Raw genomic sequence first — 26,703 nt, forward strand, 5'->3', positions numbered from 1 at the left:
AACGATCCCTCTGATGAGGGCTTGAGGTTAAATTTTAATTGTTTTATCGGGGGCTGTTCAGCGGGGTGTTCTCCGCGGTAGCGGCTTCGTCCAACACAGCGGTCAAAGGGACGCGCCGCCCGTTGGCGGTTTTGAAGTTCAGTTTTTTATCAAGGTTCGGCGGCTTCGTTTCGCGTTCGTTAGCGGCGCGCCCCTTACCGTCACGTTAGGATGCACTTCTTATGCTGAAAGATGATGGTGACATTGTGAGAGGGTTGGGCTTCGTATCTATGTATTCGGCGTGGGTAGAAGAAGACATTGATGACATCCTTAGACTCCTTGATCCAGTCGAGCCTTTCGAGGTAAAACAGCAACGCTGGCCAATTAGCCGAAAGTTAGACCATGCAGCGAAGATTGTGCACAGCCTTGAAAGTAATGAATTAAAGAACTTACCAGATGCGTTGAAAAATGCGGTAACGTTATTTGATAGAAGAAATGAAGTTATTCATGGACGAATTTATGCGAGTTTTGAAAAAGTAGACTATGTGCAATCGGGCCGCCCTAACGTACCTACTCGCCAAATCACCTCAGCGGAGTTATATGAACTCGCCAATGATTTTTGGAATTACCGAGGAAATTTTATTGGGCCACAGATTTTCCGTTTGCCGCGTGCTATTCAGAAGTATGTAGTCAAATGCTCCTAACATGGCGGTCAAAGGGACGCGCCGCCCTGATGCGGTTATGAAGTTTTGTAATAAATTCGGGTTCGTCAGCTTCGTTTAACGTCCGTGAGCGGCGCCCCCTTACCTTTACGTTAGACGACAAGGCGTAATTCTTCATGACAATATCAACCATTTTCTTCGATGAGTCAGATAATACGGGAGCGTATTTATTAGACGCTAATCAACCGATCTTTACGCTTGCCTCAGTAGATTACAATCCAGATGAATGCTCGGGGCTTTTATTCTTGGTTTCATCCCATCAAGCTTCCGAAGCTAAATTCCGTAGCCTCCAAGGCAGTGAAGCAGGACGTAGAAAAATATTGGATTTTGTTAGCTCGCCAATACACTCTGAAAAACGTGTCAAAACGATGATTGTGCATAAGCGTTTTAATGCAGTCACTCAGCTTGTTGACATCATAAAAGAAACGCTTATGCGTAGGGATGGAATCGATATTTATAAGAATGGCGGCAATATTGTATTAGCGAATTTGCATTGGTATTTAACGCCGCATTTTTGTGGAGAACAGCAATTTAATGATTTTCTGGGCTGTTTTGTTGAAATGGTCAGAAGCCAGTCCAATGAATCTAAAAGCAAGTTTTTCACTAGCGCCAAAGTGCTATACGATAATTGCACAGATGAGGACCATAAATCTATGCTTGCTCCTTACATTTATGCGGAGCATTTTATAGATGACATTCTCAATGGTATTGACAAAACATATCATATCGATCCTGCTATCAGTTCGTTCTTTTGCCATCTAACTGAATGGGGAAAACAGTTAAATGAACCGCCTATCGTTATCTATGACGAATCAAAACCTATTACTGCGTCGCAACCTATTTTTATGAAAATGATGGATAGTTCGATTCCACCTGAGATAATTGGTTACGGTCAAAGAAAATTTGAATTTCCTTTAAAGATTAAAGAAATCCGACCAGGGATCTCAAAACAATATCCAGCCCTCCAAGTTGCCGACCTAATAGCAGGGGCAACAAGATATTATTATTCGGCATTCTTTCGTAATGAAGACGATCCGTTTGCGATTAAGCTTAAAGATGCCGGAATTGAGCGCTTCGTATTTGGAGCTATTGGTCCGCGAGATTTAGAACATTTTGTACCAGACGATTTGAAAACCAGTGATAATGATATAAATCCGGCTGACTATATGACCAAATTCTGTTCATAAAAAATCGCAGCAAGGAGAAATATGATTTAGTTTCTAATAACCAGTTGAAGAGGTTAGGTTAATATGAAAGTTTACACGGCGATTATTGAAAAATGTCACGACACTGGTTTATATGTGGGTTTCATTCCTGGATTTACTGGAGCACATAGCCAAGCGGAATCATTGGATGAGCTTAATCAAAATCTTCGGGAAGTCATTGAAATGTTGCTTGAGGATGGTGAGCCGATACTGGAAGCCGAGTTTGTTGGCACTCAAAATGTAGTCGTCGCTTAAGCATGGGAAACATACCTGTTCTTAAACCTCGCGAAATTGTCGCTTTGCTTGAAATACTAGGATTTACAGAAATCCGGCAACGCGGTTCACATAAACAATTTCGTCATCCTGATGGTAGATGCACAACAGTGCCATTTCATGCAGGGCGTGATATTTCACCAATTTTGCTTCGGCAAATCGCTAAAGATATTGGCTTGACAGTTGGAGAGTTACTTAAATTTCAAGCCTAACGCTACTCGGCTGAGCTTTACGTTAACCCATAAGCGGAGATAAAAATGTCCGATGCAAATTCATTGATATATCAGAACGCCAATACTTATCGTCTGCACGCAGATAATCTGCGCTGGGTGCTGTTAGGCGGATACGCTACATTTTTAGTAGGTATGTTATCCACTCAAAACAATATATTAGAGTCCCCAGTTGTGGCTATTGGACTCGCGGCAATTTCTTTTTTATACCTGCTAATACTTGCCGTTCAAAACTGGTTCTATAATTTATTTGCTCGTTTCGTTGATGAATGCGAGTCACGCCTTGCGAGCAAAGAAAATCTTAGACCGCTGCAAGAGTTTGCAAAAGAAAAGGGCAAGGATATAACGCCGTTTCATCCCGCATTCTATTTTGCGTTGGTGATACAGCCCCTTGGCATTACAATCTTTCTTTACAAGGGATTTGCAGCCATTTGCAAAACCGAAATGCCATTATTGTTATGGTCAGCAGTATTCTTTGCAATTTTATTGGTAATGCATTTTTTATTTAAAGGATGGAATAAATTTATTTACAAAGGTTTGATAGTAAAATTATCAAATCTTTATGCTTAACTCCTGCCGGACGAGGCATGTTGCCCGTCCGAAACGTTTGGCGTTGGTTAAGTATCGCCATGTAGCCCGGACATCGCAGAAACATTATGACCGGGGTTGCAAACCCCGTCCCGCTTGGAGGCATACCCTATACGAGACTAAATTAACAATATTGCCCCGCACACCAAGCCGATGACCATGCCCATTGAAAATTATAGCCGCCCAGCCAACCGGTCACATCCAGCACCTCTCCGATAAAATAAAGCCCCGGCACCTGCTTGCTTTCCATGGTTTTGGACGAAACCGCATCGCAGTCAATCCCACCGACAGTCACTTCGGCGGTGCGGTAGCCTTCCGTGCCGTTGGGCTTGATCGTCCAGTTATTAAGCTGACTTGCAACCTGCATGATCTGCTTGTCCGACACATCCTGAATCGACAAATCCAGCAAATTTTCATCCAGAAAAGCGCTGATCAGGCGCTTGGGCAAATAGCCTTCCAAAATCGTTTTTAACTTGTTTTTGATTTTTTGCTGGCGTTTTGCTTTCAGCTCCGCGTCCAGATTGACTTGCGGCAGCAAGTTAATCGAAATCTCTTCCCCGGCGCGCCAATAGGATGAAATCTGCAAAATCGCGGGACCGCTCAGGCCGCGATGCGTAAACAACACATTCCCGCTAAAACTCTGCCTTTTGTTGCTGACCGCTGAAGGCACGGCGATACCCGATAATGCCGAGAATTTTTCTTTATCTTCCGGCTGCAAGGTAAACGGAACCAGCCCGGCGCCGGTAGGCAATACATTAATGCCGAATTTCCCGGCAATTTTGTAGCCCAATGGCGTCGCGCCCATTTTGGGTATCGACAAGCCGCCTGTCGCAACCACTAAGGACCGGCAACTAAAATTGCCCTTGCTGGTTTTAAGATGGAACCGGTCGGCCGGCCGTTCGACTGAATCAATCCGGGTATTAAGCTGCACAACTACGTCGGCCTTGTCGCATTCCGCCAGCAACATATCGAGAATATCCCTTGCGCTTTCGTTGCAAAACAACTGCCCGTGATCTCTTTCATGAAAAGGTATCCGGTATTGGCCGATTAACGCCAGAAAATCCCACTGGGTATAGCGGCTCAGCGCCGACTTGCAAAAATGCGGATTACTGGAAATATAGTTGCTCGGTTCAATCGAATAATTGGTGAAATTGCAGCGCCCGCCGCCGGACATCAGGATTTTTTTTCCGGCCTTGTTGGCATGATCCAGAACCAGCACTTTGCGGCCGCGCTTGCCCGCCTCAATCGCGCACATCAACCCCGATGCGCCTGCGCCTATGATGATGACATCGGTTTCAATCATGGTTTTCGATTAGAATGAAGTTATCGGCGATGCGAAAAATAAAAGGAAAAACAAGATCATTTTTAACTGGTGGTTGATGATTGGCGTATTGCGCCGTATGTTTGAGGAATCAATCCGCTCTCAAAGACAACAAGCTGACAATCCCGTTGCCCTCCCTTTGAGGATCGATCGCCGTATCCAGTATAAATATCCGTTCGTTGGCGATGCCGCCTTTTTGCACGATATAGTTGGCAATCGCCTGCGCCCTTTCTGCGGCCAAGCTTTTCAGCCGTTGCTCTTCCGGTTTAATGATGGCCGACAGCTTCTGCTTGGCGACCGCATAAAACTCGTCTGTACTGGTGTCGGCCTTGCTGCCGACCAGACGCGTTGCGCCCAGCAAGGATTTTTCCACCATCAGCGGAAATTTTTCCACAAACAGCTGCTCCATCAATCGCCTGTAATCCTGGTCGGAAATCACAACATGTTCCGCGCGTATTTTTCTGCCGCCCTGTTTGTTAATCTCGGCGGCTTTTATTCTTTTCAGCTGGTCATATAATGCGTCGTCGCTGACCTCGGGCCAATCCTGCTCCTGAAAAGCAGCGCCTTTAATTTCCAAGTCTAGGACAGAACGCGTTTTTAACGCCTTGGCTAAATCATCCAGCTTGCCGATTTGTTGCTTGGATAATACCGCATCGCCCGCAGCAAAGCTGATCGTGCTTAAATCCTGCTCGCTGCCTATCAGCGAAGCCAGCGCACGAAAGGGCGAGCTAATCACTTTGCCGATTGAATTAACCAACGCATCGACAACGATATGGCTCACGCTGAACTTGGGGTCGTCCAGGCTGCCGGTAATGGGGACGTGCAGTTTTATTTTACCGTCGGCATCTTTCATCAACGCCACCGCCAGCTCCAGCGGCAATGACACGGCGTTGGGGTTTTCAACTTTTTCGCCCAACTCGAACTTGTCAATCAATATATTATTGGATGCCGTCAGTTCTCTGTTGGCAACCTTGTAATTCAGCTCCAGCGTCATTTTGCCTTTTTCGACTTTGTAACCGGCAAATTGCACCATATACGATGAAATCAACGGCATCGGCATGCCGGTAAATTTCACCGTCACATCGTAATCGCCAAGATAGGGACTGATTTCGCCTTTGACGTCGACCGGCGCCAGATCATAGGCAGTCCCCTTCAAATCGACTTTGACCGTTGATTTTTGATCCGAGGAAATGTGGCTTGCGCCGCCGTCCAGGCTTTTGATTTGCGCGGAGAACGGCAAGATCAGCGACAGGTCGGAAAAATCGGAAGAGCCGTCTACGATTTGAATCTTGCCCAGTTTAAATTCGGGCTTGCTGATTTTTGCCTGAGCGCTTTTAGCGGCTTGAACGTTAGCGTTATGCTTGCCTTTCCGAACGCTTTTATCGGCTATCAGAATGTCGCCGAAATTAACCGTCTTATCCTGTTTAATGATGACTCTGGCATATGGTTTATTAATCGTCAGCGTTTCGGCGCTGTATTGATTGGCCGTCAAATCAACATCAATGCCGCTCAGCGTCAAGTTCTCCCATTTTACAAAATCCTTGTTCTTTAACTGATCGCGGGTTAATAACCTGGCAATTTGGCTATTGCCGGTAAACTTAATATCCAGTTTATCCTCGGCTGATTTGGCGACAGCGACCTTGCCGTCAACGGCCAGCGTCCCGTCGATCACATCCAGTCTGGCGAATTTATCGACATAAGCCTGGAAATTTTCCAGCGCAATGTCTTTGACATCAACGGCCAGCTGCGCGGACAAGGGTTCGATAACGGCGTTGCCGTCCAGCTTTATAGATCCGGTTTCATTAACCTGGGCGTTGAGCTGAAAAGGCAGACTTGCACCGGCTGTATTGCTGAAATTTTCCAGTTTAAGATTGATCGGCTTGGCGGTCAGGGTAACCGGTTTTTTTAGCGTCCGGTCCTCAAAGCTAAGCCCGAAATTATCCAGCACAATGTTGCCGACCTTGATATTCCACGGCGTCTGTTCCGGTTCGGTAGGTGTTGCGCCTGCTTTAGCAACCGGCAATAAAGCCTGATAATTTAAAACACCTTCAGCATTCAGCCACGCCTTAACATCGGCATCATTGGCCGAAACGGATTCGATCGTCAGCTCGTGCTTTTCCAGATTGAAACCGATTCCGGTTACAGCGAACTTAAGCATTTTAACCAGTGCTTTATCCTGGGCCGTTTCTGAAACCTGAAAATCGCGCAGTTCAAATTTGCCCTGATTGACGCTAACGTTAAATTTATCATCAACATAATCGGCCTTGTAATCGGCTTCGAGCAGCTCATAACCCTGTAAATCCTGTTGCACCACATCCTGCAAGGCCAGCGCCCGGATTCTCGGCAACGGCACGTTATCCAGCTTGATACGCCCTGATGAAGACAGCGGATTAAGGCCGATAACACCTTGCCAATCGAGCTTGCCGCCTGAATTCAATTCCAGTGTTAAGCCGAAATTGGATGAGTTGTCCGCCGCCTGGGTCGTGAAATTTTCAATATTGAGATTGATAGGATAGACAGTCTCCTTTTCGGGACTGTTAAAATGGACATCTTCCCAGTCCAGTTTGCCTTCGGTTATCGACAGTTTTGCGATGTTTAGCGGGAAAACCGCAGTATCCTCCCGCTCGGCTTCGTTGTTGCTCTTAAACAGGTCTTTAAAATTGAACGCCCCACCCTTGTCTCTGGCGATACGGACAACCGGCTTGTTCAGGGACACTTTATCAATAACCAGAGCCGACTGGCTGATCGATTGCAGCGCATCGATGTCGATATAAAAATCATCGAAGAGGGTAAACGGCTGCCCGTCCGGCTCTTGGAGCTCAAATCCCTGTAAACTTAATTGCAGCGAAAAAGGATCGAAACTAACCGCTGCCAGCGATGCTTTTCTGCCGGTTTCCTGCTCGACAAATGCCGGTAGTTTCGATTTGACCAGCATCGGCAACACATAAAAGCCCAGCGCCGCATAAATCCCCAGAAGACCGGCGACTATAAAAACAGCTATTTTGATTTTAGATACTGTATGTCGAATTTTCATAAAACCCGGTGGCCCGCTTTAACTGAGCACCATTATATACGGGTGCTGACTCCAAAAAATGTCATTTATTTTTACCATGAAGAGCATGAAGGACTTGAAGATATGACTGTATTGGCTTCATGTGTGATATTGAGACGGTTCATAAAACACTCGGCCAATTCCAGCAATCCAAAACCAAGTGTATTCCGCACTTCAATTACGCAGGCAATCACCTTAGTCGACAAACCACTCAATTCTCCTCCCTTCATTATCTTCATGTCCTTCATGGTAATAAAAATAAGTTATAAGCATTATGTAGCATCAACCCTCTTATAAACAGAAAAGGCGGCTCTCAGATACTGAGGAGCCGCCTTTGGATGCTATTGACCAAACTTATAAATCGAGATACCCGGTCTCTTCGTGCAGAACGGTATCCAGACCCTGCACTTCCTCATCGGAAGTTACCCGCAGGCCTATCAATTTATCCAGGCATTTCAAAATCAGGTAACTGAATAATCCGCTCCAGGCCGCAGTAACGACTATTGCCAAGGCCTGAACGCCGACCTGGTCCATGATTGAAACGCCCTCGGCCAGACCAAGACCGCCCAAGCCGCTTGCCGCAAAAACGCCGGTCAATAATGAGCCGGTCACGCCGCCTACGCCGTGGACGGAAAACACGTCCAGCGAATCATCGATTTTCAAGACGCGTTTTACATACTGGGTCGCGTAAAAACATACGGCGCCGGCGGTAATGCCGATCACCAAGGCTCCTGCGGGACCGACAAAGCCGGAAGCGGGCGTGATGGTGCCCAGTCCTGCGACCATGCCGGTCACAATGCCCAATACGCTGGGTTTGCTGAACCGTTTCCATTCGATAAACATCCAGGTCAAAGCGCCGGAAGCCGCACCGATATGCGTCACCAGCATCGCCATCCCGGCGCGGCCGTCTGCGGTCAACGCGCTGCCCGCATTAAATCCGAACCAACCGACCCACAACATGCCCGCGCCGGTAACCACCATGGTCATGTTATGCGGCGGCATGGCCGTGTTGGGGAAACCTCTTCTTTTGCCCAATACCAGCGCGGATACCAAAGCCGCAACACCGGCATTAACGTGAATGACGATACCGCCGGCAAAATCCATTGCACCCAAATCGGCCAACCAGCCGCCGCCCCACATCCAGTGACAGATCGGCAGATAAACCATGATTAACCATAAGCCGCTAAACCACAGCATCGCCGAGAACTTCATCCGCTCGGCGAAACCGCCAACGATCAGCGCTGGGGTGATAATCGCAAAGGTCATCTGAAACATGAAGAAAACTGTTTCGGGAATATCGCCTTTCAATGAGGCTACGGCTATGTCCGGCAGAAACGCTTTTGAAGCGCCGCCGATCAGCTTTTGCCAGTCTCCGCCGTCGGCGAATATAAAACTGTAAACCCCGGCCAGCCAAAGCATCGAAACCAGACAGGCAATCGCAAAGCACTGCATTAATACCGACAGCACGTTTTTACTTCTAACCAATCCGGCATAAAACAGCGACAATCCCGGTAGGGTCATAAACAAAACCAGAGCTGTCGATGTTAAAACCCAAGCCGTATTGGCCTGGTTTAATTGATCCGCAAAAGCCAGATCGGGTAACAGCATGAGGCCTAAAAACAGCCTTCTATTTATTATTCTCAACAACATTTTTTTCCCTTGCGCCTTTTATAAGGCGTCTATATGGCATCTTCTCCGGTTTCACCCGTTCTGATGCGAATGACTTGTTCCAAATTAGATACAAATATTTTTCCGTCACCGATTTTTCCGGTATTGGCTGCGTTAACGATGGTCTCGACGGCTTTATCAACCACATCGTCGGCGACAGCAATTTCCAGCTTAACTTTGGGCAAAAAATCGACCACATATTCGGCACCCCGGTACAACTCGGTGTGGCCTTTCTGGCGGCCGAAACCTTTTACTTCGGTTGCAGTAACGCCGGCAACGCCAATTTCAGATAATGCTTCTCGGACATCATCCATTTTGAACGGTTTAATGATCGCTGTTATTAATTTCATGTTCTCTCTCAATTAGATAGCAAAAAGTATGGTAATCGGCTGCAATCATAGTGAATTATCAATCAACATACAATTGATAGACCGGATAAAAACGCCAACCTAACGTGTTTTTTCTATCCTACCGGCGTTTTTTAAACGCAAAAACGGGCGCATTAAGCGCCCGTCTTTTCTCGAAAGACTTATTTTTTAAGTACAGCTCATCATTAAACTAAAGGTGATACGCTGTTTCTCCATGCTCGGAAATATCAAGCCCTTCACGCTCAACTTCTTCGCTAACGCGAAGCCCGATCGACATATCCACGATCTTGTAAGCGATAAAGGATACTACCGCGGACCAGACGATACAGACGCCCACGCCCCAAGCCTGGCTCGTGATTTGACCGATCATGCTGTATTCGGCCACGCCGTTGGCAACATAATCCCAAACGCCGGTGCCGCCCAGTGCCGGACTGGCGACAATGCCGGTACCCAACGCACCGATAATGCCGCCGATACCGTGAACACCGAAAGCGTCCAGAGAGTCGTCATAACCCAGCGCGCTTTTCAGGCTGGTTACCGCCCAGAAACAAATTGCGCCGGCGACTAAGCCTAACAAAATAGCACCCATCGGGCCTGACCAGCCGCAAGCCGGCGTAATGGCGACAAGACCTGCAACCGCGCCGGAAGCTCCGCCCAACATGCTGGGTTTGCCGCGCAACAGCCATTCCGCCCCTACCCAGGCAAGAGTCGCGGCCGCGCTGGCCAGTAGCGTGTTTATGAAAACCAAGCCGGCAAGACCGTTGGCTTCCAGACCGGAACCAACGTTAAAGCCAAACCAGCCGATCCACAATAAAGAAGCGCCAATCATGGTCATGGTTACACTGTGCGGCGCCAACGATTCCTTTTTGTAACCGATGCGTTTGCCTATCATCAAACAACCTATCAATCCGGCGATACCGGCGTTGATATGCACGACCGTGCCGCCGGCGAAATCCAGCGCACCTTTTTGGAACAAAAATCCCGCCGTTGCGCCGGCCGCTTCAGCAGCCGCAGCGTCAGTATAAGCATCGGGACCGGTCCAATACCAAACCATATGCGCCATCGGCAGGTAGGAGAACGTGAACCAGATGAACATAAACAACAACACCGCCGAAAACTTAACCCGCTCGGCAAAAGCGCCAACGATCAGCGCCGGCGTAATGGCCGAGAACGTCAACTGGAACGCAACGTAAATATACTCAGGGACATAGACGCCTTTACTGAAAGTCGCCGCAAGCGAATCCGGCGTTATGCCTTTAAGAAACATCTTGCTAAAGCCGCCAAAGAAGGCGGTACCTTCGGTAAATGCGATGCTGTAACCGTAAATCGCCCACAAGATGGCCATCATCGAGAAGATTACAAACACTTGCATCAACATGGACAGCATGTTCTTGGCCCGCACCATGCCGCCGTAGAACAGTGCCAAGCCAGGTATGACCATCAGAGTAACCAGCACGGTCGCGACGATCATCCACGCCGTATCGCCTTTATTGGCGGCAGGTGGAACCGGAACAGCAGCATCGGCAAAAGAAAATCCTGCATAACCGAGCAAAGCAAACAGGATGAAGGTAGTTAAAAGTTGTTTCATAGTTCCCCCTAATATTAAAGCGCTTCTTCGCCTGTTTCCCCGGTACGAATCCGGACAACCTGCTCTAAATCGGTTACAAAAATTTTACCGTCACCTATTTTGCTGGTATTGGCCGCTTTGGTGATAGCCTCTACGGCCTGCTCAAGCATATTGTCAGCCACAGCCACTTCAATTTTGGCTTTGGGTAGAAAATCAACTACATACTCTGCACCCCGATACAACTCAGTATGTCCTTTTTGGCGACCAAATCCCTTTACTTCAGTTACAGTGACACCTGAAACCCCTATATCTGAAAGCGCCTCGCGGACATCGTCCAGCTTAAAAGGTTTAACAACTGCGGTTATCAGTTTCATATACAACACCTCTAGTTAAGTTACTTGTCGATTTTTATAAAGCATAGACTGTGCCAAGCCTGAGCTGCCGGAAATAGCCTTGCCTGCATGGCCCACACTCGCGTTATTCAAGCCAAATACGCACCATAATGGCTCTTGGAATAATTTCTTGAACCGAAGTAGTGCGCGCAGATTTAATTTTTAATCGATACTATATATAAGGTATGACCGCCTCTCTCTTCGGCCGCCGCTTTAGTCCTCCGACAGGCTCAGCACGAAACGTTAAAGTATTGATTACGCTCGCGGCGAGCTCTTCGGCTTCGCCTCCCGGTGATCCTTGCCGAACCCATCAACGAAAGCGATTTGTTCCGCGCCCCGTTGACCTGAGAACGCCCTCTTTAGAGAAACCGCGTCAATAAAAAACAACACCTTCAAATTGCCCAAATATGAGCAGCTGAAATCAATCCGGCAAACATGGCTTTTTAAATTCTACTTTGTCATATTTAATGAACACACATATCCAGGATCGTCATTCCGGCAGGGATTCATGTCAGGCTATCCTGCCTGACACCCTTCGGGTTAATGCAAATCCGTTCCAGACGGATTTGTGCCGGAATCCAGGCTCCATGGATGAATTCAAGCTTCCCATCCATACCATTGGATACCCATTGCCCGGCGGGCATGACGAGCTTGCGTATAATCTAACAACGTAGAATTAAGCCGGCTTTAATAGCGTTACCGTAGCTTATCGTCGCCTGTGCGGACAAAAAAAATGCGCCCTAATGGCGCATTTTTATCGTTTCGAGCAACATCCCTGTTGCGCGGATTGATTTAAAAGTTGACTACAAAATCGCTGGAGAACAGGAACTGATCTTCTTTGTTATTACCGAATGGGCGGTAGCCACCTGTGGCTGTCGTACCATCGACCCAGTCATAGCGGACGTTCGGCCGAACATTCAGCCATTTCACCGGCTTCCAGTTGATACCCGCAGTAATCGCGTAATAGCTGGCGGCGTTACAGGTGCTGTTATTCGCAGCCCCTCCAATCGCATGACTATTGCCGGAATTATCGGTCGCAGCGGCTACACGTCCCGGAGAACAAACCCTGAAACCGTTTTGATCGCGGAACCACTCACCACGCAAACCCGCTGTCAGATTATCCTTAACGTCATAGGTCAAATGCGTGTTAAGGCCATACCATTCGGTATCCGTAGAAACGCCACCCAATAAGATGCCATTGGCGAAACCGTGGTCATGTTGCATCATCAAATGTGTTTTGTCGGTAATGTTGTGTTTCAACACCACGCTGTATAAAGCCCAGGCCTGACTGCTGTGTTCAGAGGTACCGCTGAACGTGCTGCTGACATTGGCCGACGTACCTTTGTCATCGCTGGTCCAGGTGACGCCGCCGAGGCCGCCCCAGTTACCGAGTTGTTTGTCCCAGCCGCCATCCCAGCCGCCGGTCGCGCTGCCGGTGACGGCGCCGCCCATGACAGCCCAGTTTTTATCGACTGTGTAATTGCCCATCACGCCGGTATGGGTAAACGGTTCGCCATACTGCATGGTGTAGGCATGGGTGTAGAAAAAGTTATCGGGCGCAGGAACCGTCTCGTAACCGATCGGCGTATAAAAATGACCGGCCTTGATGTTCAAGCCGTTACCGATAGGCGCATAAGCTTCGGCATAAGCTTGCGGAAGCGCAATATCGTAAAAACGATTGTCATTGCTACCGAGAAAGTTAAGATCCCATGTGCTTCTATTCATAGGTACCCCGGAATTCACATCAAATGAAGGCACACCGTAGGCTTGAGTGAAAATAGAATCCGTTCCGAACATCGCATCGAAACGTCCGCCGAAATCCCAAGCATCGCCTTCTGTAGCCACAGCCCGTTGCACGAACAAATTCAACTGATTCAACTGCACTTCGCCGGCACGGTCGCCAAATGTCACCGGGCCGTTGAAATTATTGTCAGGATTCGCCGCATTATAAGTAATACCGGCATTGGCCCAACCGCCGACTTTCAGCCCCCATTTTTTCATGAACTGGCTTTCATTGGGATCGCCTACGGTTTCCAATAGAGTAGTTGCTTCTGTCAGACTCTTCGCCTCTGCCGCCCCCATCGCGGAAATTAACGCCAAACCCAGCGCTAACGGCTTCAGCCCAAAACAATCAGGGGTAAAATGGTTCTTCATAAATAACTCCTCGTTGATTACATTCAATGCACAATATTCGATACTCGACAAAATATTAGCAAAGATGATGCCAGTTGTATTTATGCCAATATTATTGGCTTTAACGCAACAAGCCGTGAATGAATTGCACGATTACCGGTCAAACCCGCCCAATCATGCACCATAAAAGAGCAAAAAATTGCACCCAGTATACTAATAAGATCGCCGCGTCTTGTCGGCTATTTTTTTAGTGGCTAATCCAACAAAAAAAATGGTATCGTTACTCCCGCTTGGTATAAAACCCAGATTCCATATAACCTATATCTCCAGGAGACAACATAAATGTCTGCAGCAAAAGTACTTAAATTGATCAAAGAAAACGACGTCAAATTCGTCGATTTTCGTTTTTGTGACACCCGTGGAAAAGAACAACATGTAACATTCCCTGCTCATACTATCGATGAAGATACCTTTGAAGAAGGCAACATGTTTGACGGCTCTTCAGTTGCAGGCTGGAAACACATCAACGAATCGGACATGATCTTAATGCCTGATCCATCCACAGCGGTTATGGATCCATTCTTTGATGACAACACATTGATCTTGCGTTGCGACATCATTGAACCCAAAAACATGCAAGGTTACGAACGCGACCCACGCTCTATCGCCAAACGCGCAGAAGCTTACCTGAAATCAACCGGCATTGCAGACACAGCGTTTTTCGGCCCTGAAAACGAATTTTTTATCTTTGACGATGTCCGTTGGGGCACCGATATGAGCGGCTCTTTCTACAAAGTCGATTCAGAAGAAGCGGGCTGGAACTCAGAAAAAGTTTATCCAGACGGCAACACCGGCCACCGTCCCGGCGTTAAAGGCGGCTATTTCCCCGTGCCTCCTGTCGATTCTTTCCAAGACATGCGTTCTGCAATGTGCTTGACGCTGGAAGAAATGGGCCAAACGACCGAAGTTCACCATCACGAAGTAGCGACCGCCGGTCAGTGCGAAATCGGCGTGAAGTTCAACACACTGGTCAAAAAAGCCGACGAAGTTCTGGAATTGAAATATGTCGTCGCCAACATTGCACACGCCTACGGCAAAACAGCCACTTTCATGCCTAAACCACTGGTTGGCGACAACGGCAGCGGCATGCACGTACACCAATCTTTAGCTAAAGACGGCGTTAACCTGTTCACTGGCGATTTGTACGGCGGCCTGTCTGAAACCGCTCTGTTCTACATCGGCGGCATCATCAAACACGCTAAGGCATTGAACGCTTTCACCAACTCATCAACCAACAGCTACAAACGTCTGGTTCCCGGTTTTGAAGCGCCTGTTATGCTGGCTTACTCCGCACGCAACCGTTCGGCTTCCATCCGTATTCCTTTTGTCAACAACCCAAAAGGCCGTCGTATCGAAGTTCGTTTCCCTGACTCGACTGCAAACCCTTATCTGGCGTTCTCAGCCATGATGATGGCCGGCTTGGACGGTATTCAAAACAAAATCCATCCTGGCGATGCAATGGATAAAGATTTGTACGACTTGCCTGCCGAAGAAGCGAACAACATCCCGCAAGTTTGCCACTCGTTCGACCAAGCATTGGACGCTCTGGACAAAGACCGTGAATTCTTGACTCGCGGCGGTGTTTTCACTGACGACGCTATTGACGGCTTTATTGCGCTGAAAATGGAAGAAGTGACCCGTGTTCGCATGAGCACACATCCTGCTGAATACGATATGTACTACAGCTTGTAAAAAGAGACGGGACGATACACGTCGTCCGCCCCTGCTGCAATACAGAACGCCCCTTAATGGGGCGTTTTTTATGCCTGAAATTGACCGCTGAAGCCGCATTAGACGGCAAAATTTCCGTCATTAGCCGGCTCTCATCCGTTTCGATCACAAACAGCGGACCAACCAGCCCCACGATTGCGCAATTACAAAAGAAATTGACTTGAGCGCCTGCTATGGAACAATGAAATCACCTTCCTTGATCCAATTCCGGTTTCACAAGCTACCCGCCAAGAGACTGGAGATACTTGCTATCGGTCTAGTCTCTATGACTCAACAATCTTTAGCCGAATTACGAAAAGCCGTTAACCGGGCTTATCTGGCCGATCAGAAACAGCTCATCCCTGAGTTATCAGCTGCACTGGACGGTTACGATCCAACGCCTATCGGCGACTGCGCAGAAACGCTGGTCACCGCAGTCAGGAAAAACCAACATCGGCAGACCGCGATTGAAGCCTTCCTTCAGGAATACCGGCTTAATTCTGATGAGGGCGTTGTTTTAATGGGGATTGCCGAAGCCTTGCTGCGCATTCCCGACAGCCGCACCCAAGACCTGTTTTTACAGGAAAAACTGACCGCCGCAGACTGGCAAAGCCACATACAGCATAGCTGCTCCCCGCTGGTCAATTTAGCCACCAAAGCGCTGCTGTTTGCCGGGGACCTGGAGGCTGCGCATCATGGGCCGCAAGTCTTCGAACAACTGTTGTCCCGCATCGGAGCGCCATTGATACGCACCGCAATAAAGCAGGCCACGCAGCATCTGGCGTTGCAGTTCGTGTTTGCGGAATCCGTACAGAATGCCATTCGCCGCAGCGGACAGGACCCCGTGTTTCGCTACTCTTTCGATAGGCTCGGGGAAGCGGCGTTGACGCAGGCCGATGCCGAACATTATCTCAAGGCGTATCGCTCGGCTATTAATGCGCTGGCTGGACATGCAATCTCTGCCGATATTCACGCCAATCCGGGCATATCGATTAAATTATCGGCGCTATGCCCCCGTTACGAACCCTTGCAGCATATCCGTGCGGTCAAGGAATTGAGCGACAGACTGCTGGCGCTGGCGCAGACAGCCCGCGAGGCCAATATTGCGATCACGGTCGATGCGGAAGAGTCCGAACGCCTGGACATGTCGCTCGATATTTTTGCCGCGGTTTTTAACCATCCCGATTTAAATGGTTGGCCGGGACTGGGTTTGGCCGTGCAGGCCTATCAAAAAAGAGCGCTGCCGGTGCTCCTCTGGCTGGCCGGATTAGCCGAATACCGACATAAGAAGATCCCGTTGCGCCTGGTCAAAGGCGCTTACTGGGACAGCGAAATAAAACGGGCGCAGGAAAACGGCCTGAGCGATTACCCGGTATTCACCCATAAGTCGGCGACCGACTTGTCTTATCTGGCTTGTGCTCAGTTTATTCTATCCAAACCGGATGCATTTTATCCCCAGTTCGCCAGCCATAATGCGCATACCGTCGCAGCTGTCCATCAATTCGGCCGGCAACATCCGGGTTATGAATTCCAGCGTTTGCACGGCATGGGCGAGCCGCTGTACCGGGAAATCATCGAAATCCAAAACTGGCGAATTCCGTGCCGCGTTTATGCGCCGATCGGCGATTATCATCAGCTGCTGCCTTATCTGGTCAGGCGCTTGCTGGAAAACGGCGCCAATACATCGTTCATCAATCAGATCAGTCATCCCGATATAAGCGTCGCCGACCTGGTTCGCGATCCGGTGGCGGCGGCAACATCGTCTACGCAATCGTCAATCGCATTGCCCCGCAATTTGTTCGGCGAGCGGCTTAATTCTTCCGGCTTAAATTTGGCCGACCCCGAGCAGCTGGAATCGTTGCAGCAAGATCTGGATGCATTGGCGGCCAAACACTGGACCGCAATGCCGCTAATAAACGGCAGTCCGTGTTCCGGTAAGGAGCGCCTGATCGTTAATCCCTACGATAACCGATTAATTGTCGGATCTGTGATTTTCGCGGAACCGGAAGTTATTGAAGAGGCGCTAAGCGGCGCGTCCGAGGCATTTGCCGACTGGCGGCTTTGCCCTGTTGCAAAACGCGCCGGGTGTTTGAAGCAGGCCGCCGACCTTCTGGAAGAACATCGTCTGGAACTGGTGTCTTTGTGTGTACGGGAAGGAGGACGCACGATTAAAGACGCGTTGGCGGAAGTCAGGGAGGCCGTCGATTTTTGCCGCTATTACGCCCAGTCCGCGTTGGACTTGTTCGGCGAACCGATCCGACTGCCCGGCCCTACCGGCGAGGAAAACCTGCTCTATCATTACGGCCGCGGCGTCTATGTCTGCATCAGCCCGTGGAATTTCCCGATCGCGATTTTTATCGGCCAGATAGCCGCGGCGCTTGCCGCCGGTAATACCGTTATCGCCAAACCGGCCAGCCAAACCGCATTGACCGCGATGCGCTGTATCCGGTTATTGCATCAGGCCGGTATACCCGAATCGGTGTTGCAGTTTATGCCGGTGAGCGGCAGCGTATTTGGACAGCACCTGCTTCCCGATCCCCGAGTTGCCGGTGTTGTGTTCACCGGCTCCACCGCGACGGCGCAGTCCATTAACCTGCAATTGGCCCGGCACCATCAGACTATTGTGCCGCTGATTGCCGAAACCGGCGGACAGAATGCGATGATTGCCGACAGCTCGGCGTTGCTTGAGCAGCTTGTGCAGGATGCCGTCACCTCGGCTTTCAACAGCGCCGGACAGCGTTGTTCGGCGTTGCGGGTTTTATTCGTGCAGGAGGACATAGCCGATAAAACCATCGCGATGCTGATCGGCGCGATGCAGGAATTAAATGTCGGCAACCCCGGCGTCTATCAAACCGACATCGGCCCGATCATCGACCATGCCGCACTATCGCCATTGGCCGCGCATCTGGAAGCCATGCAAAACCAGGCGCAACCGCTTTACCAGCTGCCGCTGTCGGATGGTTTGGAACATGGCGGCTTTTTCCCGCCCAGCCTGATAGAACTTCGGTCGTTATCGCAATTAAACCGGGAAGTATTCGGGCCGGTGTTGCACCTGATCCGCTACCGCGAATCGGAACTCGACCAAGTCATCAGCGCAATCAATGCGACCGGCTACGGATTGACGCTGGGCATACACAGCAGGATAGGCACCTTCGTCAATACCATCCGGCAGAACGTAAAAGTCGGCAATATCTATGTCAACCGGAATATGATCGGCGCGGTGGTCGGCGTACAGCCTTTCGGCGGTATGGGGCTTTCCGGCACCGGCCCGAAAGCCGGCGGCCCCGATTATTTGCGTCGTTTCGTTATCGAGCAGACCGTCACAACCAATACCGCTGCGATAGGCGGCAATGCCGGTTTGCTCGCCCAGAATTTACGCTGATTTGTAAGCATCACTACGTGACCGGCAACTGCCGGGCCAACAGCTGTAAAGGATGCTCTACCCTGCCCTGATTGGTGCTGAGAAAAACCGCGCAACCAAAATTACCGCTGACGACAACATCCGCCGAGGCAGCGGTGATGGCTTGCTGTTTTAAAGCCCGCAGCTGTACGGCATTGCCCGGATGAGTCAGCATGTAGCTGCCGCCCGCCCCGCAGCAGATGGAGTTATCGGGCAACGGGGCTATGCTGAGGCCGGGGATTTTTTGCAGCAGCGCATAAACGGCTTGCTGGTTTTTAAGGACGTTGCGCTGGCTGCATGGCTCGTGTACTACGACTTTCAGCTCGGATGTGGTCAGTTGCAGATCGTCCGGCCAGTGTTTCAGCAAAAAATCGCTGATGTCGTACAGGCGCTGCCGGAACAGCTGTCCCGCTTCATCATCAGTTTGATACTCGCTTAACATTGCCCCGCAACCGGTAGCCGTGTGCAGCACGGCGTCGACGTCCAGCGCGTTGAAAACACGGATATTGTTGTCCATCAACCCGGCGGCGGACTGGCCGTTGTGCTGGTGTATCGCCCCGCAGCAGCCTTGCTTCGGCGGCACCAGCACCTCGTAGCCTATCGCGTTAAGCAGCTTGATCGCCGCCTGCAAGGTCTCGCGGTCGAAATGTTCGGCGATACAACCGGTGAACAGTGCGACCCTGCCGCGTTTCGCGCCGTCGGCAGGATAAGAAACAGCCAATGCCTGCAATGCCGGTTTAGCCATCAAGGCTTCGGCATCCGCCAAATGCAGTTTCTTCAGCAAGCCGGTGCTTCGCAACGGTTTTTGCAGGCCCGATTTCAGATAGACCGCAAGCAACGGCATTAGCCGCGTCCGCCAACGCTTACGTTCAATCAAGCCGAACGCCAGTTTCGCCAACCAACCCGGATTAATCTTTAGCCCGGCCTGAGCCTGATCGAATAACTGTCCGTAAGCCATCCGGCTTGGGCAAACGGTTTCGCAGGCCCGGCATTGTACGCAGTTATCCAGATGCATGCGCTCCTCGGCGCTGATCGGCAGGTTTTCAACCAGAATTTTGCTGATCGTGCGGATGCGTCGGCGTGGGGTTTCTTGATCGATCTTGAACAATCGAAAGGTCGGGCAACTGCTTACGCAAACGCCGCAACGCATGCACTCCCCGCCATCCGGTATATACGGCCCCGATGCTATTGGCTCGCCGGGCTCATCGTAGCCCATGTCCATGAAGTCAAACATCTAAAACCTACATTACCTTGGTATAGGCGCGGCGCAACAGCTCCATTTCCGCAGGCGGCCTGCCGCGCAGTTCCGGCAAGGTTCTCATCCGGCAATCCCGGCTTTGCATCAGTTTGTGCGGCGGGTCGAGCAGCATGAAGCGCGCCATGTGGACGGTGATAATGCCGCCGGGAGCGTCGATTTGTTCGCTAAATTCCGGTTCGACGCGCAGCAGGTCGTTGTCCAGTTGCAGCAGCCGGTTGATCGCGTTGACCAGCACGGCCGGATGCGTACTGACTTTGCTAGGCTTAAACTCTTCAGGCTCCAGTGCGCTGGACAACGCAGGCAGCGGCTCTGGAAAGCAGACGCTGCCGTTGCCGTGCTGGGCGAACAGAATCAAGGCGCTGATGTCGCCTTTGTAGTAAAGCAGCAGACGGTGATTGGCGAATGTGTCGGACTGGTTCATTAGACAAGCACGGTAGCCAGTAGTTCTTCAACATCCACATCCAGGATTTCCAGACCTATTTTTTTACAATAGCGTATTTCTTTATCGGTCGGGTTCTTGTTTAAGACCCACCCTTTTTTCTCTGCCGCACCATAAACGATGTCGCTCATCACCATGCGTTCCGAGTCCCTGTTCAGCGGCACGCCTATAAACAGGTATTGTTTGCCCTTGCGGTACTCTTTAAGGAAATCGGGGATCGCAAAGCCTCCCATTAACTCGGTGATGTAATCGACATAATCGGCATCGGAAGCGATATAGTTGGCTTCCGGCCTGGGCGTACCCATCGGTTTAAATAAAATGGGAAATCTATGATCGACCTGTTCCTGGGGTATTTCGAAATAATCGCTGCCGTCGAAGTGATAGATTTTAAAGCGGAACTGGCTGGCGCTGATTCTTGCGACCCCGACAATCAGCGTATGCTCTTCATCGGAATAGGTATCCTGCAATTGGGTGTCCCTGTTTATGTCGATGACATACGCAGGCCGCCATTCCGCCAGCCAATCATGTACGGCTGCACGCGTATATTCGGTCTCGCCATAAAGCTTGGTCAGAAACTGGCCCAGAAAATTCCTGCCTCTTTTTAGCTCCTGATTCATCGCCGCCCTGGGAAACTCATACATCAGCTTGGGCGCCATCGGATTGCCGTTATTCATAGCCAAAATCAGGCTGTTGCTGTCGGCAGGCATCGGTGCTCCGGTTTGCTTATTGGTTGCATCGAAAAGTGCGCCCGGCCCCAAGTAAGGTACGACTTTGTTATCGTACAACCCATCCAGTATTTCAGAAAAATCAGTAGAAGACATTGCAAACTCCATTATTAAGTACATGTATCCTTGTACTTAAGCAATATTTAATCCAGTTTCCAACGGTTTCTTATAAACAATATAAGTAATTGATTTAAATAAACTTGAAAGACATATTCATTAAAGAGGCACTGCTGGTATTTTGTAGTGTTTGTAACAACCCTCTATTAATTAACCCCCTCTACAAGCACAAAATCTTCATTACACTTGCCTATCTATAGAATAGCCGCTGCAACTTTAAACGACATCGGCCCGCGCTCTGTCACTGCCGAGTCCAACGCAGGAACCTCATAAACTGCAATGATAAAACTTCGTGTCCTTCGCGTCTTCGTGGTGAACGAATATTTTCGAGCAACGTCGAATAACCGCACTGTTACTAAGCCTACAGAACATAACAAAATGTTTGAAACACAACGCTGTCTACGCTAACAAACAATAAAAATAACCAATATAATTCAATAGGATAATCTATATTTTAGCTTATGGCACACCCCTTGCTTTATCCCTAATGTCATCAACAACAACGTCCTAATAAGAGGAGAAGATCATGGCATTACGTCAATGTGCAATATACGGTAAAGGTGGAATCGGCAAGTCCACTACAACTCAAAACCTGGTTTCTGCGCTGGCAGAATTAGGCAACAAAGTAATGATCGTCGGTTGCGATCCAAAAGCCGACTCTACCCGTTTAATCCTTCATGCAAAAGCCCAAACCACCATTATGAGTTTGGCTGCCGAAGCGGGTAGCGTTGAAGATTTAGAACTCGAAGATGTATTGAAAGTCGGATACGGCGGCATCAAATGCGTCGAATCAGGCGGTCCAGAGCCCGGCGTCGGTTGTGCGGGTCGCGGTGTAATTACAGCGATTAACTTCCTTGAAGAAGAAGGTGCTTATGACGATGAACTTGACTTCGTTTTTTATGATGTACTTGGGGATGTTGTGTGTGGTGGTTTTGCCATGCCAATCCGTGAAAACAAGGCGCAAGAAATTTACATCGTCTGCTCGGGCGAAATGATGGCGATGTATGCCGCCAATAACATTGCCAAGGGTATTGTGAAATACGCCAACTCAGGCAGTGTGCGTTTGGCCGGTTTGATTTGTAACTCACGCGAAACTGCGCGTGAAGATGAATTGATCTCAGCCTTGGCTGCAAAAATCGGCACCACAATGATTCACTTTGTACCGCGCGACAACGTTGTACAACGCGCTGAAATTCGTCGTATGACCGTTATCGAATACGAACCACAAGCCAAACAAGCCGACGAATACCGTCAATTGGCTATGAAAATTCGCGATAACAAGAACTTTATCATCCCTACGCCCATCACGATGGACGAGCTGGAAGAATTGATGATGGAATTCGGCATTATCGACCAGGAAGACGAATCGATTATCGGTGTAACTGCGGCCGCTGAAGCAACCGCTTAATAAATGACCAACGTAGAGACGCGATAAATCGCGTCTCTACGGATTCCCATCCTAAAACCTGTCTGTTGGGGGATTACCCACGGCACAAGTAGGAGATACTCATGGCTGCTCTAACAAAAGAAGAGACCGAAGCGCTTATTCAAGAAGTGCTGGAAGTCTATCCCGAACAAGCAAGGAAAGATCGCGCTAAGCATTTGGCAGTTAACGATCAGTCTTTGGAAAAATCGAATAAATGTATTACTTCAAACCGTAAATCCCAGCCCGGCGTAATGACCATTCGCGGTTGCGCTTACGCGGGTTCCAAGGGCGTGGTTTGGGGTCCGATTAAAGATATGATTCATATCTCGCACGGCCCGGTCGGTTGCGGACAGTACTCGCGCGCCGGTCGCCGCAACTATTATGTCGGCACCACCGGCATCAATACCTTCGGCACGATGAACTTTACTTCCGACTTTCAGGAGAAAGACATTGTTTTCGGCGGCGATAAAAAGCTGGCCAAAATCATGACTGAAATCGAAGAATTGTTTCCATTGAACAAAGGCATCAGTATTCAATCGGAATGCCCGATCGGTTTGATTGGGGACGATATTGAAGCGGTCGCCAAAAAAGCCAACAAGGAAATCAACAAACCTGTGGTGCCGGTTCGTTGCGAAGGTTTTCGCGGCGTTTCCCAATCGCTGGGCCATCACATCGCTAACGATGCGATTCGCGACTGGGTATTGGAAAACCGTGACGGCGACGAAAGCTTTGCCACAACACCTTATGATGTCGCGGTGATCGGCGATTACAACATCGGCGGCGATGCCTGGGCTTCGCGTACTTTGCTCGAAGAAATGGGCTTGCGTGTCGTTGCTCAATGGTCCGGCGACGGTACCATTGCGGAAATGGAAAAAACGCCCAAGGTGAAATTGAATTTGATCCATTGCTACCGCTCGATGAACTACATTGCGCGGCACATGGAAGAAAAATACAAAATCCCCTGGATCGAGTACAACTTCTTCGGCCCCACCAAAATTGCCGAATCGCTACGCAAGATTGCCGCATTATTCGATGAAACGATTCAAGCGGGCGCTGAAAAAGTTATCGCCAAATATCAGGCTGAGTACGATGCGGTTATCGCCAAATACAAACCGCGTCTGCAAGGCAAACGCGTGATGTTGTATGTCGGCGGCTTGCGTCCGCGTCATGTGATCGGTGCGTATGAGGATTTGGGCATGGAAGTGGTCGGTACCGGTTATGAATTCGGTCACAACGACGACTACGACCGCACAATCAAAGAAATGGGCAATGCGACGTTGATTTATGACGACGTGACCGGCTATGAATTTGAAGAGTTCGTCAAGAAAGTCCAGCCTGACCTGATCGGTTCCGGCATCAAGGAAAAGTACATTTTCCAAAAAATGGGCATTCCGTTCCGGCAAATGCATTCCTGGGATTATTCCGGCCCTTATCACGGTTATGACGGCTTTGCCATCTTCGCCCGCGATATGGACATGACACTGAATAATCCTTGCTGGAAACAGGTGAAAGCACCTTGGAAAACAGCTGAGAGTTCAGACGTAGCAGTCGCTGCAAGCGCTTAATTTTGTGTAGGGGGCAAAAAGCCCTCTCCAGAGGGAGAGGGTTGGGTGAGGGGAAATTAAATGAGGAAAAAATTATTTATATCCCCTCATCCCAACCTTCTCCCTGAGGGAGAAGGGGCTTTTACTCTTAGTAATTATGTAAATGCCCACCCAAATACAATATTTTTCCTTCAACCGTCGTCCACAGATTAGTGGCGCGTAGGAGATTATCATGAGTCAAGAAGTCGAAAACATACAACCGAGTTATCCTTTATTCCGTAACGATGAATACAAGGAAAGCCTGGCAAACAAACGTGAAGCTTATGAAGAGCGTCACCCCCAGGAAAAAATTGACGAAGTATTTCAGTGGACCACCACTAAGGAATACCAAGAACTCAATTTTAACCGTGAAGCGTTAACCGTAAACCCGGCTAAAGCCTGCCAACCCTTAGGCGCCGTGCTTTGTGCGCTGGGTTTCGAAAAAACCATGCCTTATGTCCATGGCTCGCAAGGCTGCGTCGCTTATTTCCGTACCTATTTCAACCGTCATTTCAAAGAACCTGTTGCCTGCGTTTCAGACTCGATGACCGAAGATGCGGCGGTATTTGGTGGTCAGAAAAACATGATGGCGGGCCTTGAAAACGCCAAAGCCTTGTATAAGCCTGACATCATTGCCGTATCGACAACCTGTATGGCCGAGGTTATCGGTGACGACTTAAACGCCTTCATCAATAACGCCAAAAAAGCCGGACATATCGAACAGGAGTTTCCAACGCCTTTCGCCCATACGCCAAGCTTTGTCGGTAGCCACACCACCGGCTGGGACAATATGTTCGAAGGCATGTTGCGTTATTTCACCCTGAATCACATGGCCGACAAGAAAGTCGGTTCAAACGGCAAGATCAACCTGGTTCCGGGCTTTGAAACCTATCTGGGCAACTTCCGCGTCATGCACCGCATGATGAAGGAAATGGGTGTTGATTACACATTACTGAGCGATCCTTCCGAAGTTTTGGATACGCCTGCCGACGGCACTTTCCGCATGTATGCAGGCGGCACTACCCAGGCTGAAGTTAAAGACGCGCCCAATGCGATAGATACTCTGTTGCTGCAACCCTGGCAGTTGGAGAAAACCAAAAAGTTTGTCGATACGATCTGGCATCAACCCGCTACAGCCATCAATATCCCGATGGGCCTGGAATGGACCGATGCATTCCTGATGAAAATCTCCGAACTGACCGGCAAACCGATCCCTGCTTCGTTGGAACTGGAACGCGGCCGTTTGGTTGATATGATGACCGACTCGCACGCATGGCTGCACGGCAAGAAGTTCTCCTTATACGGCGATGCGGATTTCGTGATGGGCATGACCAAGTTCCTGCTCGAAGTAGGTGCAGAACCGACTGACGTGTTGTGCAACCATGCCAACAAGCGTTGGAAAAAAGCCATGGACAAAATGCTCAAAGATTCGCCTTACGGACAAAAAACCGAAGTTCATATCGGCAGGGATTTGTGGCATTTCCGTTCATTGGTCTTCACCAACAAACCGGACTTCATGATCGGCAACTCTTACGGCAAGTTCATCCAGCGCGATACTTTCTATAAGGGCGAAGAGTTTGAAGTGCCGTTGATACGCATCGGTTTCCCGATCTTTGACAGGCATCACCTGCACAGAATGACGACTATGGGTTATGAAGGCGCTATTTATATGCTGACAACCCTGGTTAATGCGGTGCTGGAGCAACTGGATAAAGAAACCAAAGGTATGGGTACAACTGACTATAACTACGATTTAATTCGTTAAGTTAGAAAAGACTTCACCACGAAGGCACGAAGGACACGAAGGTTTTACTTTTGGTTCTTCGTGAACTTCGTGTTTTCGTGGTGGTGCATCAATGTATATAAATTTCCCACGTAGCGCGTGGTAACGAGAAGGAAATATTTCGAGCAGGGCAACCGCTGGAAACGCACAAAGACCTACTTTGGTTTCTTCGTGTCCTTCGTGCCTTCGTGGTGAATTAATATCCTTAAATTGATGTGTATGAGGGCGACCATAATCGCCCGCACCCTTAAATGCGTGTAACCGGAGAACTCAATGCCTAGTGTCATGTTGAAAAAAAATGCAGAAGACAAATTGGTCTTCTACGTTCCCAAGAAAGATTTGGAAGAAGTGGCCGAATCCATTGAATTCGACAGCCCCGATAAATGGGGCGGCGAAGTCCTGCTCAGCGACGGTTCAAGATATTATTTCGAACCGATGGACGAACAGCCGGATTTCCCCATTACCTTGCGCGCAAAACGTTTAGATTCAGGAGAATAATCATGGCCTTATATATTGTTGAAGCGGATTGCATTTCATGCGGCGACTGCGAACCCGTGTGTCCGACCAACTCGATCACCGAGGGTAAAATTGTCTTTAAAATCGATGCAAAAACCTGCACCGAGTGCGAAGGTGATTTTGACGTACCGCAGTGCGTCAAGGTTTGCCCGGTCGATAATTGCATTTTGCCTTTAGAGGCATAAACA

General features: G+C 49.3%; 22 protein-coding genes. 12 read left to right on the top strand and 10 right to left on the bottom strand.

Translation table 11 applies throughout. The features are described 5' to 3' along the window. Positions 1-221: 221 nt before the first annotated feature. The 5 genes from B0F88_RS17005 (at position 222) to B0F88_RS17025 (ending at position 2,979) form a co-directional block, all read left to right on the top strand. Entirely contained in the window at positions 222-683 is a 462-nt protein-coding gene (locus B0F88_RS17005; protein WP_104425141.1) for a hypothetical protein, read from the top strand. Between the two features lie 134 nt (positions 684-817). After that, entirely contained in the window at positions 818-1,888 is a 1,071-nt protein-coding gene (locus B0F88_RS17010) for a DUF3800 domain-containing protein (protein ID WP_104425142.1), read from the top strand. A 63-nt stretch (positions 1,889-1,951) separates the two neighbouring features. Then, the gene (locus B0F88_RS17015) at positions 1,952-2,161 is read left to right on the top strand and encodes a type II toxin-antitoxin system HicB family antitoxin (RefSeq protein WP_104425143.1); all 210 of its coding nucleotides are present in this window, start codon (positions 1,952-1,954) and stop codon (positions 2,159-2,161) included. Positions 2,162-2,163: 2 nt separating this feature from the next. Beyond that, positions 2,164-2,391: a type II toxin-antitoxin system HicA family toxin gene (locus B0F88_RS17020; protein ID WP_104425144.1), complete on the top strand. Its 228-nt coding sequence runs from the start codon at positions 2,164-2,166 to the stop codon at positions 2,389-2,391. 45 nt (positions 2,392-2,436) lie between these two features. Continuing rightward, positions 2,437-2,979, top strand: a complete 543-nt coding sequence (locus B0F88_RS17025) for a hypothetical protein (RefSeq protein WP_104425145.1) — start codon at positions 2,437-2,439, stop codon at positions 2,977-2,979. Between the two features lie 142 nt (positions 2,980-3,121). On the opposite strand, the gene B0F88_RS17030 is transcribed toward B0F88_RS17025, so the two are convergent. The 7 genes from B0F88_RS17030 to B0F88_RS17060 form a co-directional block, all read right to left on the bottom strand. After that, positions 3,122-4,300 carry a BaiN/RdsA family NAD(P)/FAD-dependent oxidoreductase gene (locus tag B0F88_RS17030; protein ID WP_104425146.1) on the bottom strand — a complete coding sequence of 393 codons (1,179 nt, stop codon included), beginning with the start codon at positions 4,298-4,300 and terminating at the stop codon, positions 3,122-3,124. Between the two features lie 109 nt (positions 4,301-4,409). Next, on the bottom strand, positions 4,410-7,352 hold the full coding sequence (locus B0F88_RS17035; RefSeq protein WP_104425147.1) for a DUF748 domain-containing protein: 2,943 nt from the start codon (positions 7,350-7,352) through the stop codon (positions 4,410-4,412). A 372-nt stretch (positions 7,353-7,724) separates the two neighbouring features. After that, the gene (locus B0F88_RS17040; protein WP_104425148.1) at positions 7,725-9,020 is read right to left on the bottom strand and encodes an ammonium transporter; all 1,296 of its coding nucleotides are present in this window, start codon (positions 9,018-9,020) and stop codon (positions 7,725-7,727) included. A gap of 29 nt (positions 9,021-9,049) precedes the next feature. Next, positions 9,050-9,388 carry a P-II family nitrogen regulator gene (locus B0F88_RS17045; protein WP_104425149.1) on the bottom strand — a complete coding sequence of 113 codons (339 nt, stop codon included), beginning with the start codon at positions 9,386-9,388 and terminating at the stop codon, positions 9,050-9,052. A gap of 208 nt (positions 9,389-9,596) precedes the next feature. After that, complete coding sequence (locus B0F88_RS17050; RefSeq protein WP_104425150.1) at positions 9,597-10,994, bottom strand: ammonium transporter; 1,398 nt, start codon at positions 10,992-10,994, stop codon at positions 9,597-9,599. 14 nt (positions 10,995-11,008) lie between these two features. Then, complete coding sequence (gene glnK / locus B0F88_RS17055) at positions 11,009-11,347, bottom strand: P-II family nitrogen regulator (protein ID WP_104425151.1); 339 nt, start codon at positions 11,345-11,347, stop codon at positions 11,009-11,011. An 810-nt stretch (positions 11,348-12,157) separates the two neighbouring features. Next, on the bottom strand, positions 12,158-13,519 hold the full coding sequence (locus tag B0F88_RS17060) for a porin (RefSeq protein ID WP_104425152.1): 1,362 nt from the start codon (positions 13,517-13,519) through the stop codon (positions 12,158-12,160). A 321-nt stretch (positions 13,520-13,840) separates the two neighbouring features. Here B0F88_RS17060 and glnA point away from each other — a divergent pair, with 321 nt between their 5' ends. Together glnA and putA are read left to right on the top strand one after the other, a co-directional pair. Further along, positions 13,841-15,250 carry a glutamate--ammonia ligase gene (glnA, locus tag B0F88_RS17065; protein ID WP_104425153.1) on the top strand — a complete coding sequence of 470 codons (1,410 nt, stop codon included), beginning with the start codon at positions 13,841-13,843 and terminating at the stop codon, positions 15,248-15,250. A gap of 304 nt (positions 15,251-15,554) precedes the next feature. After that, positions 15,555-18,650: a bifunctional proline dehydrogenase/L-glutamate gamma-semialdehyde dehydrogenase PutA gene (gene putA / locus B0F88_RS17070; protein WP_104425154.1), complete on the top strand. Its 3,096-nt coding sequence runs from the start codon at positions 15,555-15,557 to the stop codon at positions 18,648-18,650. Positions 18,651-18,663: 13 nt separating this feature from the next. On the opposite strand, the gene B0F88_RS17075 is transcribed toward putA, so the two are convergent. The 3 genes from B0F88_RS17075 to B0F88_RS17085 are packed head-to-tail and all read right to left on the bottom strand — an operon-like array spanning position 18,664 to position 21,186. Beyond that, positions 18,664-19,902: a (Fe-S)-binding protein gene (locus tag B0F88_RS17075; RefSeq protein ID WP_104425155.1), complete on the bottom strand. Its 1,239-nt coding sequence runs from the start codon at positions 19,900-19,902 to the stop codon at positions 18,664-18,666. Between the two features lie 7 nt (positions 19,903-19,909). After that, positions 19,910-20,347, bottom strand: coding sequence for a hypothetical protein (locus tag B0F88_RS17080; RefSeq protein WP_104425156.1), 438 nt, complete (start codon positions 20,345-20,347; stop codon positions 19,910-19,912). After that, positions 20,347-21,186 carry an SIR2 family protein gene (locus B0F88_RS17085; RefSeq protein WP_104425157.1) on the bottom strand — a complete coding sequence of 280 codons (840 nt, stop codon included), beginning with the start codon at positions 21,184-21,186 and terminating at the stop codon, positions 20,347-20,349. Before B0F88_RS17085 ends, B0F88_RS17080 begins: the two co-directional genes overlap by 1 nt. Before the next feature lie 547 nt (positions 21,187-21,733). On the opposite strand from B0F88_RS17085, the gene nifH reads away from it, so the two are divergent. From nifH to B0F88_RS17110, 5 genes are all read left to right on the top strand, one after another. Then, complete coding sequence (gene nifH, locus B0F88_RS17090; protein ID WP_104425158.1) at positions 21,734-22,615, top strand: nitrogenase iron protein; 882 nt, start codon at positions 21,734-21,736, stop codon at positions 22,613-22,615. Positions 22,616-22,716: 101 nt separating this feature from the next. Beyond that, positions 22,717-24,198: a nitrogenase molybdenum-iron protein alpha chain gene (gene nifD, locus B0F88_RS17095; RefSeq protein ID WP_104425159.1), complete on the top strand. Its 1,482-nt coding sequence runs from the start codon at positions 22,717-22,719 to the stop codon at positions 24,196-24,198. Positions 24,199-24,409: 211 nt separating this feature from the next. Then, a complete protein-coding gene (gene nifK / locus B0F88_RS17100; protein WP_104425160.1) occupies positions 24,410-25,981 on the top strand; it encodes a nitrogenase molybdenum-iron protein subunit beta in 1,572 nt (523 codons plus the stop codon). Between the two features lie 291 nt (positions 25,982-26,272). Further along, a complete protein-coding gene (nifT, locus tag B0F88_RS17105; protein WP_104425161.1) occupies positions 26,273-26,497 on the top strand; it encodes a putative nitrogen fixation protein NifT in 225 nt (74 codons plus the stop codon). Positions 26,498-26,499: 2 nt separating this feature from the next. Continuing rightward, a complete protein-coding gene (locus B0F88_RS17110) occupies positions 26,500-26,700 on the top strand; it encodes a 4Fe-4S dicluster domain-containing protein (RefSeq protein WP_104425162.1) in 201 nt (66 codons plus the stop codon). The last annotated feature ends 3 nt before the right edge of the window (positions 26,701-26,703 follow it).

Origin of the sequence: Methylobacter tundripaludum (assembly GCF_002934365.1) — a bacterium.
In the GTDB taxonomy this organism is placed as follows: Bacteria; Pseudomonadota; Gammaproteobacteria; order Methylococcales; family Methylomonadaceae; genus Methylobacter_A; species Methylobacter_A tundripaludum_A.